General features: G+C 69.9%; 12 protein-coding genes and 1 pseudogene. 10 read left to right on the top strand and 3 right to left on the bottom strand.

What is annotated here, in order from left to right; genetic code table 11:
- Positions 1 to 109 precede the first annotated feature (109 nt).
- From DC008_RS00065 to DC008_RS00040, 6 genes and pseudogenes are all read left to right on the top strand, one after another.
- Entirely contained in the window at positions 110 to 1,087 is a 978-nt protein-coding gene (locus DC008_RS00065) for a helix-turn-helix transcriptional regulator (protein WP_108705101.1), read from the top strand.
- A 692-nt stretch (positions 1,088 to 1,779) separates the two neighbouring features.
- On the top strand, positions 1,780 to 3,507 hold the full coding sequence (locus DC008_RS00060) for a sensor histidine kinase (protein WP_108705100.1): 1,728 nt from the start codon (positions 1,780 to 1,782) through the stop codon (positions 3,505 to 3,507).
- A 121-nt stretch (positions 3,508 to 3,628) separates the two neighbouring features.
- Complete coding sequence (locus tag DC008_RS00055; RefSeq protein ID WP_108705099.1) at positions 3,629 to 4,048, top strand: roadblock/LC7 domain-containing protein; 420 nt, start codon at positions 3,629 to 3,631, stop codon at positions 4,046 to 4,048.
- Positions 4,045 to 4,401 carry a DUF742 domain-containing protein gene (locus tag DC008_RS00050; protein WP_108705098.1) on the top strand — a complete coding sequence of 119 codons (357 nt, stop codon included), beginning with the start codon at positions 4,045 to 4,047 and terminating at the stop codon, positions 4,399 to 4,401. The genes DC008_RS00055 and DC008_RS00050 overlap by 4 nt, the downstream gene beginning before the upstream one ends.
- On the top strand, positions 4,382 to 4,999 hold the full coding sequence (locus DC008_RS00045; RefSeq protein WP_062668330.1) for a GTP-binding protein: 618 nt from the start codon (positions 4,382 to 4,384) through the stop codon (positions 4,997 to 4,999). The genes DC008_RS00050 and DC008_RS00045 overlap by 20 nt, the downstream gene beginning before the upstream one ends.
- A pseudogene (locus tag DC008_RS00040) lies at positions 4,996 to 6,258 on the top strand (cytochrome P450). Before DC008_RS00045 ends, DC008_RS00040 begins: the two are co-directional and overlap by 4 nt.
- 292 nt (positions 6,259 to 6,550) lie before the next feature.
- On the opposite strand, the gene DC008_RS00035 reads toward DC008_RS00040, so the two are convergent.
- The 3 genes from DC008_RS00035 to DC008_RS35330 all read right to left on the bottom strand — a co-directional run bounded on the left by DC008_RS00035 (position 6,551) and on the right by DC008_RS35330 (position 8,552).
- Positions 6,551 to 7,777: a cytochrome P450 gene (locus tag DC008_RS00035; RefSeq protein ID WP_108705097.1), complete on the bottom strand. Its 1,227-nt coding sequence runs from the start codon at positions 7,775 to 7,777 to the stop codon at positions 6,551 to 6,553.
- Between the two features lie 224 nt (positions 7,778 to 8,001).
- Positions 8,002 to 8,196 carry a hypothetical protein gene (locus tag DC008_RS00030; RefSeq protein WP_108705096.1) on the bottom strand — a complete coding sequence of 65 codons (195 nt, stop codon included), beginning with the start codon at positions 8,194 to 8,196 and terminating at the stop codon, positions 8,002 to 8,004.
- 17 nt (positions 8,197 to 8,213) lie between these two features.
- Entirely contained in the window at positions 8,214 to 8,552 is a 339-nt protein-coding gene (locus DC008_RS35330; protein WP_164492238.1) for a TetR/AcrR family transcriptional regulator, read from the bottom strand.
- 671 nt (positions 8,553 to 9,223) lie between these two features.
- Between DC008_RS35330 and DC008_RS35640 the strand changes: the two genes are divergently transcribed.
- The 4 genes from DC008_RS35640 to DC008_RS00005 all read left to right on the top strand — a co-directional run.
- Positions 9,224 to 9,604, top strand: a complete 381-nt coding sequence (locus DC008_RS35640; RefSeq protein ID WP_208645786.1) for a hypothetical protein — start codon at positions 9,224 to 9,226, stop codon at positions 9,602 to 9,604.
- A 750-nt stretch (positions 9,605 to 10,354) separates the two neighbouring features.
- Positions 10,355 to 11,302 carry an ABC transporter substrate-binding protein gene (locus DC008_RS00015; RefSeq protein WP_108705094.1) on the top strand — a complete coding sequence of 316 codons (948 nt, stop codon included), beginning with the start codon at positions 10,355 to 10,357 and terminating at the stop codon, positions 11,300 to 11,302.
- Positions 11,303 to 11,304: 2 nt separating this feature from the next.
- The gene (locus DC008_RS00010) at positions 11,305 to 12,267 is read left to right on the top strand and encodes an amino acid ABC transporter permease (RefSeq protein WP_108705093.1); all 963 of its coding nucleotides are present in this window, start codon (positions 11,305 to 11,307) and stop codon (positions 12,265 to 12,267) included.
- 155 nt (positions 12,268 to 12,422) lie between these two features.
- A partial coding sequence (locus DC008_RS00005) for an ATP-binding cassette domain-containing protein (RefSeq protein WP_164492424.1) occupies positions 12,423 to 12,796 on the top strand: 374 nt, incomplete at its 3' end.

Raw genomic sequence — 12,796 nt, 5'->3', positions numbered from 1 at the left:
CAGGGCGGGGGCGTGTGGCCCGTCCGGCGGGAGCCGGGGCCGGACGCCGGTCGACGGTAGGGGAGTCGTGTGCCAGGTGCTGTCAGGGTTTTCCGAGGAGAATGCGTCCGTGTCTGCCAGTCGGTTGTTGTCCGTTCTGCTGTTGCTCCAGTCCCGTGGGCGCCTGTCCGCGCGGGCGATCGCCGATGAGCTGGGCGTGTCCGTCCGGACCGCGTATCGTGACCTGGCTCGACTCCAGGCGGCGGGGGTTCCGGTCTACGCGGAGCCCGGGCCCGGGGGCGGCTACCAGCTGCTGGACGGATATCGCACCCGTCTGACCGGGCTGAGCGAAGGCGAGGCACGGGCGCTCCTCTTCGCCGGACTGCCCGGCGCCGCCGCCGACTTGGGGCTTGCGGCGGAAGCGGTGGCGGCACGGCTGAAGCTGCTGGCCGCGCTGCCGACCGGACTGCGCGAAGAGGCCGCGCGTACCGCCGCCGTGTTCCACGTGGACGCCCCCGGTTGGTACCGGGAGCCCGAACGGGCCCCGCATCTCACGCTGTTCGTCGACGCGGTACGCACCGGGCACACGGTGGACGTGCGGTACCGCCGCTGGCGGGTGCCGCAGGAAGTGCAGCGCCGCCTTCGTCCGTACGGCCTGGTGCTCAAGTCCGGCGTCTGGTACCTCGTGGCCGCCACGGACCGCGGGATGGCGACCTATCGTGTCGCCCACATCATCGACGCGAGCGTGGGCGACGAGCGTTTCGACCGGCCGCAGGACTTCGACCTGGGTGCGCACTGGGATACCTATCTCGCGGAATTCCAGGCGCGTCGCTACACCGGCGAGGCCACCATCCGTCTGTCGCCCCGAGGGCGTCGGCGCCTGCCCGACAACGTCGCCCCGGAGGTGGTGCGGGCGGTCGACTCCACGGCGACCGCCGTCCCCGGCACCGAATGGGTGGAGGCGGTCATCCCGATCGAAGGCGTCGAGCACGCATGCGGCGAGCTGCTACGGCTCGGCGGGGACGTCGAAGTCGTCGCCCCGATCGAACTGCGCCGGGCCATCGCCGCCACCGTACGGATGCTCGCCCGCACCTACGACGTCCTCTGACCCGGGCCCCCTATGGAGGTCGGGGCCGACCTGGGCCGACTCCGCGTCTCCCATCCGATCGCCGCTGCCTCGGCCTGGAGAGCGAATTGCGCTCCTCCGATTCTCGGCCGCACGGCACGAACGACCCGGCCCTTGAGCGGCAGCCCGGCGAAACACGGCGCAGTGCGGAAAGCGCCCTCCGGCGGGCCGGGCGAGCCCGCCGGGCTCCGGCAGGGCGATCCACTGATCACCGAGGCGCTCCGGCCCGTCGCTCTCTCTCCGTGAGTCGGCACCTGGGGCTGGTACGGTCTCCGGGGCCGCTTCGCCGAGACTGTGCTGATTCACGGCGGTTTCCTTGAGCGAACCGGGACAGATAGTTGGCTCAAAATGTTCATTTCCCAGGCCGCATCTGGCTGCGGCTCGGTCTCGGTTGAACTCTTCGACGCCGACTCATTGCCTGAATGCGGGCTCCATGGCGGTCAGATGAGGCGACGTCAAATATCACACGCGTACGTGACAATGGATGTTTCCCGACGAATTCAACCGGTGCCACGGCAGGGCACTCAGGCCGGGCTTTCTGGCACGGCTCGGTGACTAGCATGGCGGCGTGCCCGACCCGGAAGGGTCACGAGTGGCGCCCACCGCCGCCCTGATCAAGGGCGACCTCCAGTCGTCACCAGGACTGCTGCCGCCAAGGACCGAGGGACCCCGGAATGTCAGTGCCTGCCCGCCCCCGCCAGCGCCGGAGTGCGAAAGGGGCGCGCTCCTCGCCGGCCGTGTTCCCTGCCGCGCTCCTCGTCACTGCCGTGAGCGCCGCGGCCGTCATCGTCGTGGCCCCCGCCGAGGCCCGCGGCTGGGTGACCGGCACCGCGGCAGTCGCCTGGGTGTGCACGGCGCTCCTCGTCGCCGTCGCCGCCCGCCTGCTGCGCACGGCCCGCCGGGACGCCGCATCCCGCAGCGACGAGCTGGAGATGGCCCGCAAGCACTGGATGCAGCAGGGCGCGGAGACCTCCCAGCTGGTCAACGTCACCCTGCCGGGCCTCGTGCATCAGGTGAAAGGCGGGACCCGGACCGACGATGCTCTCGCTCGCGTCACACCGCCGTCCGATCCGCACCTGCGCCAGTTGCTGGAGGTCTTCGCCACCGAACTCGACGCGCTGGTCCGCAGAGCCGTCCACGCCGAGTCCGAACTGGAGACCCTGCGCGGCGAACTGGCCCAGGGCAGCACCGAACTCAAGCGTCTGACCGCCGAGACGCTGCCCTCCGCCGTCGCGTTGCTGCGCGAGGGAAGCTCCGCGGACACCGTCCTGGCCAAGTTCGACTGGCCGCGTAGTCCGCTGCTGCGCGACCCCGCCGAGTGGTTCGTGCGTGAACTCGCCTACAGCGAGCGCCGTTCGGCCGCCGCCCAGGCAGCGTCCGCCAAGGCTCTGAGCCGGGTGCAGGCCAAGACCGTCAGCATGCTCGCCGACCTGCGCGACATGCAGGAGCGGCACGGTGAGGAGGTCTTCGGCGACCTGCTGCGCCTGGACCACAGCACGTCGCAGCTGGGCCTGATGACCGACCGGCTGGCCCTCCTGATGGGCGGCCGTTCCAGCCGCGTCTGGAACAAGCCGATCGTGGTCGAGAGCGTTCTGCGTGGCGCGGTCGGCCGGATCGCCGCCTACCGGCGGGTGCGCCTGCACAGCTCCAGCAAAGCCGCCATCTCGGGCTTCGCCGCCGAGGGGGTGATGCACCTGCTGGCCGAACTCATGGACAACGCTGCCAACTTCTCGCCGCCCATCGACGAGGTCCACGTCTACGTGGAGGAGCGCAGCGCCGGACTCGTCGTCACGATCGAGGACAGTGGCCTGAAGATGTCCGACGCCGCCATGCATCGCGCGGAGGAGGCTGTCGCGGGCCGGGTGACCGACCTGGCCTCGTTGCAGGGCACCCGGCTGGGGCTGGCGGTCGTGGGGCGGGTCGCCTCCAAGTACGGCATCAGCGTCAACTACCGCCCTTCCTCGCGCGGCGGCACCGGCGTCGTCGTCCTCCTGCCGCCTCAACTGATGGCCCAGCAGCGCGAGCCCGTCGCCCCGGCGAGTCCCCGCCGCAGTCGGGAAGCGGCAGCCTCCGCGCCGGTCCCCGCGCCCGGACCGGCCCCGGCCGCGGAGAAGCCGCTGCCGGTGCGCTCGCGCACAGCCGACACGGACACCCCCGCCGCCGGCTCACGTGGGCGCGGCCCGGCTACTCCGGGGGGCCTGCCCGTGCGGGCCCCCGGCCGCACCATGGCCGAGGCGGAGCGGGGACGCCCTCGGCCGGCAGCCGAAACGTCCCCCGCTCAGCAGGGGGAGCAGGGCCCGGCTCGCGACGCGGGAAGCCGCTTCGGCGCCTTCCATCGCGGTCGGCACGGCGCCGGGGAAGCCGGTACCGATGACCCGCAGGAGGCCTCGCGCGACGAGTAGGCCGCGCACCCCAGCCCACCGGGCGCCCTCGCCCACCACTCCCGTACTGATCGCCCCACCTCGTTGGATTGGAGGTACGGGCCGGGTGACCCGCGAACGGTCGCACCCCGCCCCACCCACCATGGAGACCACTGACACCAGCCTGAGCTGGCTCCTGACGAACCTCATGGAGCGCACGCCGGGCACACGCCACGCCCTCGTCCTGTCCCGGGACGGGCTGAAGCTGTGCTGGACGGAGCACATGACGCTCGACCAGGCCGACCAACTGGCCGCCATCTGTTCCGGAATCCAGGCGCTGTCCCAGGGCGCCTCGGTGGAGTTCGGCGACGGCACCGGCGGCGTGCGGCACGCGATGACCGAATTCCACGGTGGCCTGCTGTTCATCGTGGAGGCCGGCGACGGCGCCCACTTGGCGGTCATCGCCGACGAGAGCGCCGACCCGGGCGTGGTGGGCCACCAGATGACCGAACTGGTCCAGCAGATCGGCGAGCACCTGCGGGCCGAGCCCCGTACTCCCGCCAGCAGGGGTGCCACCACGTGATCCGCAAACCCGTGGACATCGGTGATCCCGACCGGCTCTACATGGTCACGGGTGGGCGCAGCGAGGCCGACGACTTCTTCGACCTGGTGACGCTGGTCGTCAGCGAGAGCGAGCCCGCCTCCGGGATGCAGTCCGAGCACGCCCGCATCCTGGAGATGTGCCGGCATCCCACGGCCGTGGTCGAGATCTCGGCCGAACTGGCGCTGCCCGTCACCGTGGTGCGGATTCTGCTCGGCGACCTGCACGACATGGGCAAGGTCAGCGCCCGCCATCCCCGCGCCGCCGAATCCGTCGCCGGCCTCCCCGAAACCGCCCTGCTCCAGGAGGTCCTCCATGGGCTCCGTAACCTCTGAGCTGCCTTCGCAGCGCACGCCGCTGGCCGATGCCGCCGAGACCGGCCTGAAGATCGTCGTCGTAGGCGGTTTCGGTGTCGGGAAGACCACCATGGTGCGCTCCGTCAGCGAGATCCGGCCCCTGAACACCGAGGAGGTGATGACGCAGGCCGGGTACGGCATCGACGAGACCAAAGGCGTGGAGAACAAGAACACCACGACCGTGGCCTTCGACTTCGGGCGCATCAGCCTCAGCCAGCGCATGGTGTTGTACCTGTTCGGCGCCCCCGGTCAGGAGCGCTTCTGGTTCCTGTGGGACCGCCTGTTCTCCGGCACGCTGGGCGCCGTGGTGCTGGTCGACACCCGCCGCATGGAGGACTCCTGGTACGCGATAGACCGGCTCGAGCACCACGGCACGCCGTTCGTGGTGGCCGTCAACCGCTTCGACGGCGACGACGCCCGCTTCTCGCTCGAAGAGATCCGCCAGGCACTCGCCCTGGGCGAGCACGTGCCGATGGTCGACTGCGACGCCCGGCTCAGGTCGTCCTGCAAAGAGGTCCTCATCACCCTGGTCAACCACCTGTATGCGCTGGCACTGTCCCAGGAGAGCACAGCATGAGCGACACCTTCGGCTCCGCTCCCGGGGCCACGCCTCCGCCCGGCTGTCCGGCCCACTCCTCTGCCGTGCACCTGGGCGGCCTGGAATACCAGCAGACGCCCGCCCAGCTGTACCGCGCCCTGCGGCGCGAACACGGCGCCGTCGCGCCGGTGCTGCTCGACAACGACATCCCCGCCTGGCTGGTGCTCGGCTATTCCGAGGTCACCTTCGTCACCAGCCACGACGAACTGTTCGCCCGGGACTCCCGGCGCTGGAACCAGTGGCCGAACATCCCGCCGGACTGGCCCCTGATGCCCTTCGTCGGATACCAGCCCTCCGTGCTGTTCACCGAGGGTGCCGAGCACCAGCGCCGCGCCGGGGTGATCACCCAGGCACTGGAGGGCGTCGACCAGTTCGAACTGGCCCGCGAGTGCCAGCTGATCGCCGAGCAGCTGATCGCCGGCTTCTCCGGCAGGGGCCACGCCGAGCTGATGAGCGCGTACGCCCACGCGCTGCCGGCCCGCGCCGTGCTGTGGATGTGCGGCATGACGCAGGGCAGCGCGGACACCGAGCAACTCGTCGAGGACCTCCGGATCTCCCTCGACGCCGGTGAGGGCGACGACCCGTGGCCGCCTACGGGCGTGTCGGTGCGCGCATCATGCAGCTGGTGAAGGAGAAGCGGGAGCAGCCCGGCCCCGACGTCACCTCGCGGATGCTGCTGGATCCGGCCGGGCTCACCGACGAGGAGATCGTCCAGGACCTGATCTCCGTCATCGCCGCCGCGCAGCAGCCCACCGCCAACTGGATCTGCAACACCCTGCGTCTGCTGCTCACCGATGAGCGCTTCGCGGTCAATGTCTCCGGCGGCCGGGTCAGCGTCGGCGACGCCCTCAACGAAGTGCTGTGGCTGGACACACCCACCCAGAACTTCATCGGCCGCTGGGCCGTGCGCGACACCCAGCTGGGGGCCGGCTCATCCGCGAGGGAGACTGCCTCGTGCTGGGCCTCGCCGCGGCCAACACCGACCCGCAGATCTGGCCGGACTCCCACGTCGGTGCCGAGAACTCCGCCCACCTGTCCTTCAGCAACGGCGAACACCGCTGTCCCTACCCCGCCCCCTCCTGGCGGACGTGATGGCGAGGACGGCCGTCGAGACGCTCATGGAGCATCTGCCCGACCTGGTGCTGGGCGTCGAACCGGAGGAGCTGGCCTGGCGCCCGTCCATCTGGATGCGGGGACTGAAGTCCCTGCCCGTGGAGTTCACCCCGGCAGCACACTGAGGGCTGTCCCGTCCTTCCCGGCGGGCGCGCGACGTCAGCCACGGCACCTCGCCGCGCTGTCGGGTCGTCCGCATACATCCAGTATGCGGACGGGCCCTCCGCCTTGCGATGCACCGCACATGACGCCGCGCGCCGATCCACCGGGAATGACGGGACAGCCCTCAGGCGCGCCGCCGCTCAGCCGTCCGGTCCGGTGCCTGCGAGTTCGCGGGCACCGGCCATTCACGGTGTACGGCGGCCCTGGTGGCGTGCGCCGCTGCCCTCCGGGAGTGAGGCGCGCCCCTTGCGCGGGTCAGGTGGTGACCGGCGTGAAGCGCACCGGCAGCGACTGCGGGCCGCGGGTGAACACGCCCTGCTCCACCGGGTCGAAGCCGTCGGCGAGCCGAAGATCGGGCATGGCGTCCAGCAGCTGGTTGACGCCGGTCTCCACCTCGGCCTTGGCCAGCAGGGCTCCGACGCAGAAGTGCCGGCCGAGCGCGAAGGCGAGATGGTCGGCGGCGGCGGAGAACGCCGATGTCGTGCTGAGGTCGTCGCGGAAGATGTCGAAGCGGTCGGGCTCGCGGTAGCGCCGCTCGTCCCGGTTGGCGGCGCCGATCAGACAGGTCACCGTGGCCCCGGCCGGGATGGTCCCGCCGCTGACCTCGACGTCCACGGCCGACTGGCGCATGATCATGTGGACCGGCGGGGTGTAGCGCAGCGTCTCAGCGAACGCCGCCGGAATCAGGCTCCGGTCCTCGCTGACCGCTGCCAGTTGCTCGGGATGCATCAGCAGATTGGCCAGGATGCTGGCGATCGCCTTGTCCGTGGTCTCACCGCCGGCGGCGAGCAGCAGACTGCAGAACGCCTTGATGTCCTCGTCGCTCATCCGGACACCGTCCACCTCGGCGGCGCACAGCGCCGACAGCAGGTCGTCGCCCGGCTTCTCGCGCCGCTCCTGGATGATCGGGATCATGTACTCGGCGAACTCCACCCGGGTCCGTTCCCCCGCGGCCGTCACCTCCGGGTCGCCCGAGAGGTTGCCGAGGAAGGCGATGACGGCCGTGTACCACCCGTGGAAGCGGGTGTGGTCGGCCTTGTCCAGCCCGAGCATGTCGGCGATGACGTTGACCGGAAATCGAGTTGCGTAGTCGCTGACGATGTCGGCGGACCCGGAGTCGCGGAAGGTGTCTATGAGGTCGCGGGAGTTGCGTTCGATGACCGGCAGGAACTTCTCCTGGAGGTCGCTGCCCCGGAAGGCGGGAGCAACCAGGGCCCGGCGCACCGCGTGCTCACGCCCGCTCATCTGCAGGATCGTCCTGCCGTGCACCGGCTCGAGCTGCCAGTTGTAGTTGTCCGTGGTGAACTCGGACTTCTTGTCCTTGAAGACGCGCTCGACGTCGTCGTAGCGGGAGAGGATGTAGCTCTGGGTGGCCTCGTGCCAGATCAGAGGCTCTTTCTCCCGCATCACCGCGTACGTGGGATAGGGATCCGCCGCGAACGCGGGGGAGAGGATGTCGAGAGGCTGCGCGGCAGCGGACACGGGACTCCTTGAGGTAGACGCTTGGTGCTCGAGGGTCACACTATTGATCTTTCAATGTCTCAAACAGTCGAGCCCTGGCCGAAGTTGACGGAGTGTCTGGCTCTTCTTGCGTGAGGAGCCCGCCCGTGGGCCGGGGGAGGACCACCACGGTCCCCAGGCCGTCTTCTGCCGCGTGGACGAAGACGCTCCCGGCCGCGGCGAAGACCGCCGCACGGTGGGGCACGTCAATGGTTCAGAACGGCGCACACCGCGCGCGTGACCCGTTCGGAGACGTCGCCCTGCCCGGGCACCGGCAGGAGCATGTGGCTGAGCGTGAGCCGTACGGCGAGGTCCGCCGCCTCCTCGCGCCGCGCCTGGCCGGCGTCGGGCACGGCATCGGTCAGCCAGGCGCTCAGCAGCTCACGTGCCGAGGAGAACACCGGGTCCGGCCGACTCGTCAGGAACGGAAGCAGGGCGTCTGTTCCCCGCGTGCGGCGGTGAGCACGGCCCGGATGAACGGGTTGCGTCTGCCCTCGTCGAGCGTGTGCGCGACTCCTCTGCGCAGGGCACCGGCGACGTCGCCCCCGCCGGAGTCCAGCACGGCCGCGAGCCGGGTCAGGAACCGCTCCGTCTCCCGCTCCACCAGGGCCTGACCGACTCCGGCCCGATCGCCGAACTCCTTGTATATCGACGGCCTTGAGACCTCGGACCGCTCCGCCAGGTCCGCGACCCGCACCCGGTCCCAGCCGTTCTGCGCGGCCAGGGTCCAGGCCTCCTCCAGGACGCGCTCCCTCATCTGGAGGCGCCACGCCACGCGCGGCGGATGAGGCGGTCTCACGGCGGGATCGGCAGCGGCCATCGCAGCAGTGTGCCAGAGCGACCCCAGCCGACGGAGGTACGGGTTCCTTCGAGACGGATGCTGAGGGTGGCGCTCCATCGGAATTGACGCTGCGTCAGAATATTTACACTGCGCTGGGTTTGTCAGTGCCATGGGCGGCTGGCACGCTCGGGGCTCCCCCCAGTTGCGCCTCCGCCGCTTCCCTGAACTCGGCGGTGGAGGCGCAACGTCCCATAGAAGGGAACCTCATGACGAAGCGCGGCGACGAAGATGCCCGACGTGGCGTGACCCGAAGCGGTGCCTCTGGCCCTGGCTCTGGTCGTCCCGACTCTGCCGTTTCAGGCGGCCGGTCTCGTCTCCCTGACGGGTGCTGGGTTCTGTGGTGGTGGGGGCCGTTCTTCTCATTCGTCCTTCTGCCCCTGCTCGATCACGCCACGGGCAGGGACAGCGCCAATCCGCCGAGCGGCGATGGCAAGCCTGGAGGCGGACCGCTACTACCGCTGGTGCACGTACCTGTACCTGCCGCTTCAATTCGGTGCGCTGGTGTGGGCGTGCGATCAGTGGGCCGGCGGCACGCTGTCGGTCGCGGACGGCCTCGGCCTTGCCGCCACCACCGGCGTCGTGGCGGGGTGGCCATCAACACCGCACACGAACTGGGACACAAGCGCGAGCAGTTGGAGCGGCGGTTGAGCCGGATGGCGCTCGCCCAGAGCGGCTACGGCCACTTCTACGTCGAGCACAACCATGGTCATCATGTGCGCGTGGCCACGCCCGAGGATCACGCCAGTTCACGTATGGCGAGAGCTTCTGGCGCTTCTCCCTCGTGCCGTCACGGGCAGTGCGCGCTCGGCCTGGCACCTGGAGCGGCGTCGGCTGGAGCGCCGCGGACGCCCCGTCGTCAGCCGCACAACGACGTCCTGACGGCATGGGCGCTGACCGCAGCCCTTTTCGCGGTGCTGGCCGTCGCCTTCGGTCCGGTCGTCCTGCCTTCCTGCTCCTTCAGGCGGTGATCGGGTTCTGTCTGCTGGAGACGGTCAACTACCTGGAGCACTACGGGCTGCTGCGACGGCGCCGTCAGGACGGGCGCTATGAACGTGTCACTCCCCGGCACAGCTGGAACAGCAACACACGGTCAGCAATCTGCTGCTGTTCCAGTTGCAACGGCACTCCGACCATCACGCCAACCCGCTGCGCCGCTATCAGACGCTGCGCCATTTCGACGAGGCCCCGCAACTCCCCTCCGGCTACGCCACCATGATCGTGGTCGCCTGGTTCCCGCCCGTGTGGCGGCGTGTCATGGACCCTCGGCTCAGGGCGCACTACGACGGGGATCTGTCCCGGGCGAACGTCCGTCCCGGCCAGGGGAAAGCGCACGCGAATGCCCCCGGAGCGTTCCTGACCTCGCCGGTGCGGCCCCGGCCGCCGGCTCCCTCTGGCGGCCGGGAGCGCACCGGCACCTCCGTCCGCGGACCCGTCGTTCCCGTGAGCGGCGGGTCCGCCCCGTGTGGCCGGTATCGGAAGATACAGATCGGTCATGGCGAGCTATGGATGTATGCCGACCGTCTCGGGTCGTGAGTCGCCCGCCCCGCAGAAAGCCCAGGACAGAGGGCATCTCCTCAGGCACGCCGATCCTCTTCAGTCGTTTCACATCAACGTAACGTCCGATACATCTAGCCAATTGCTGGGTCTTTCTGTAACTTCCCTGCTGTGTTGTCGACGGCAGGGGTCCGTCGGCAGAAATCCCGAGAGGTTCCGCCACGATGAACACTCGTCTCGCCCAGCGTGTCCCGGCCGCCGCCGCGGCGGCTCTGGCCCTCACCGCCCTCACCGCCTGCGGGGACGCCGACGACCCCGCTCCCGCGGCGGCGAGCAGGGTCTCCGTCGCCGGAGTGGAGATCAAGAAGGACCCGGCCCTGCACGACAAGCTGCCGGAGCAGATCAAGAAGGCCGGGAAGGTACGCGTGGCGACCGACGTTCCCTACCCGCCGTTCGAGATGTTCGTGAAGGAGGGGGAGAGCGAGCTCACCGGCCTGGACTACGACCTCGGTCGGGCGCTGGGCGCGAAGCTGGGTGTGAACTTCGCCTTCACTCCGCAGAAGTTCGACGGGATCGTGCCCGCCCTCCAGGCCGGCAAGTTCGACGCCGCCATGTCCGCCATCACCGACAACAAGGAGCGTCAGCAGGTCGTCGACTTCGTCGACTACTCCCAGTCCGGTTCCGGCATCCTCGTCGCCGACGGCAACCCCGCCAGGATCACCGACCTGGACGGCCTGTGCGGCCGGAAGGTCGCCGTCCAGGCCGCCACCAACCAGCTCACCCTGCTGAAGTCCCACCAGAGGGAATGTGCCGCCGCGGGCAAGGGGAAGATCGGCATCCTGACCTATCCCAAGGACTCCGACGCCCAGCTCGCCCTGCGCTCCGGCAAGGTCGCAGCCCAGGTCCTCACCAAGCCCGCCGCCGGCTGGGTGGCCAAGACCGCCGACAGCGGTAAGGCCTTCGACCTGGTGGAGGACCCCGCCGCACCGGGCGGCTACAACGCCTCGCCGAACGGCATCGCCGTCAGCAAGCAGCTGCCCGAGCTGACCGACGCGATCCAGAAGGCTCTCCAGAGCCTCATCGACGACGGCACCCTCACCAAGATCTTCGACAAGTACGGCGTGGCCTCGATCGCGGTGAAGGAAGCCACCCGTAACGCGGCGGTGGACTGAGCATGACCGTCACGAAGAACGCGCCGGAGACCCCGCACGCGGGCCGGGAGAGGGCACCGGAGCTCGAGGTCGTCCCGGTCCGCAACTACGCCCGCTGGTTCGCCGCGGTCGTGTCGGTGCTGGCGCTCGTCGGGCTCATCGGCTCGCTCGCCAAGAACGACAACCTGCGCTGGGACGTCGTCGGAGACTACCTGTTCGCGGATCTCGTCTTCGACGGGCTGAGCACGACGCTCTGGCTGACCGCCGCGGCCATGGCGCTCGGCCTCGGACTGGGCACGCTCATCGCCGTCATGCGGCTGTCGGCCAGCCCCGTCCTGTACGGCATCGCCACCGCCTTCGTGTGGGTCTTCCGTGGGACCCCGCTGCTCGTGCAGATCATCTTCTGGGGGTATGCCGCCGCCCTCTACAAGTACGTGAAGATCGGCATCCCCTTCACCGATGTCACCTTCTTCCAGACGGAGACCAACACCCTGCTGACGCCTGCGGTCGCGGCGCTGCTCGCCCTCGGGCTCAACGAGGCCGCCTACGCCTCAGAGATCGTGCGCGCGGGCATCCAGTCCGTCGACCAGGGGCAGACCGAGGCCGCGCACTCGCTCGGTATGCGTCCCGCCCTGACCATGCGCCGGATCGTGCTGCCACAGGCGATGCGCGTCATCATCCCGCCGATGGGCAACGAGACCATCAACATGCTGAAGATGACCGCCTTGGTCTCGGTCATCTCCGCGCACGACCTCATGTCCAACATCCAGGACGTGTACGCCCAGAACTACCAGGTCATCCCCATGCTGGTGGTGGCGAGCCTGTGGTATCTCGCCCTGGTCACGCTGCTCGGCATCCCGCAGGCCTGGCTGGAGCGGCGCTACGGCCGCGGCACCGCCGGCCCCCAGCACGTGGCGCCCCTGCGGCGCCTGCTCGGCACAGCCGCCCGGCCCACTCGCGTGAAGAACAAGGAGGCGGGCCGGTGAGCGCCCCCAAGATGCACGACGGCAGCGCCCCGACCGGGCACGACCGCAGCGCCCCGACTGGCCACGACCAGCGCGTGGCGACGCGGCACGACGAGAGCGTGGCGACGCAGCACGACGAGAGCGTGCCGACGCAGCACGACCACGCGAGCGTGCCGATGGTGCACGCCGAAGGTGTGCGCAAGCGGTACGGCAAGCTGGAGGTCCTCAAAGGCGTCGACCTCACCGTCCGGCGCGGCAGCGTGTGCTGCCTTCTGGGCCCGTCCGGCTCGGGCAAGTCCACGTTCCTGCGCTGCATCAACCACCTCGAGAAGGTCGACGGCGGCAGACTCACCGTGGACGGCGAACTCGTCGGCTACCGCCGGCACGGCGGCAAGCTGCACGAGCTGAGGGAACGGGAGGTCGCCGAGCGGCGCCGTGACATCGGGATGGTGTTCCAGCGCTTCAACCTCTTCCCTCACATGACCGCTCTGGAGAACGTCATCGAGGCACCCGTGCGGGTCGCCGGAGTGCCCAGGGCGCGGGCCCGCGA

The organism is Streptomyces nigra (assembly GCF_003074055.1).
Lineage (GTDB): Bacteria > Actinomycetota > Actinomycetes > Streptomycetales > Streptomycetaceae > Streptomyces > Streptomyces nigra.
The sequence above is the reverse complement of the archived record's forward strand: the minus strand, read 5'-3'. Positions and strand labels throughout refer to the sequence as shown.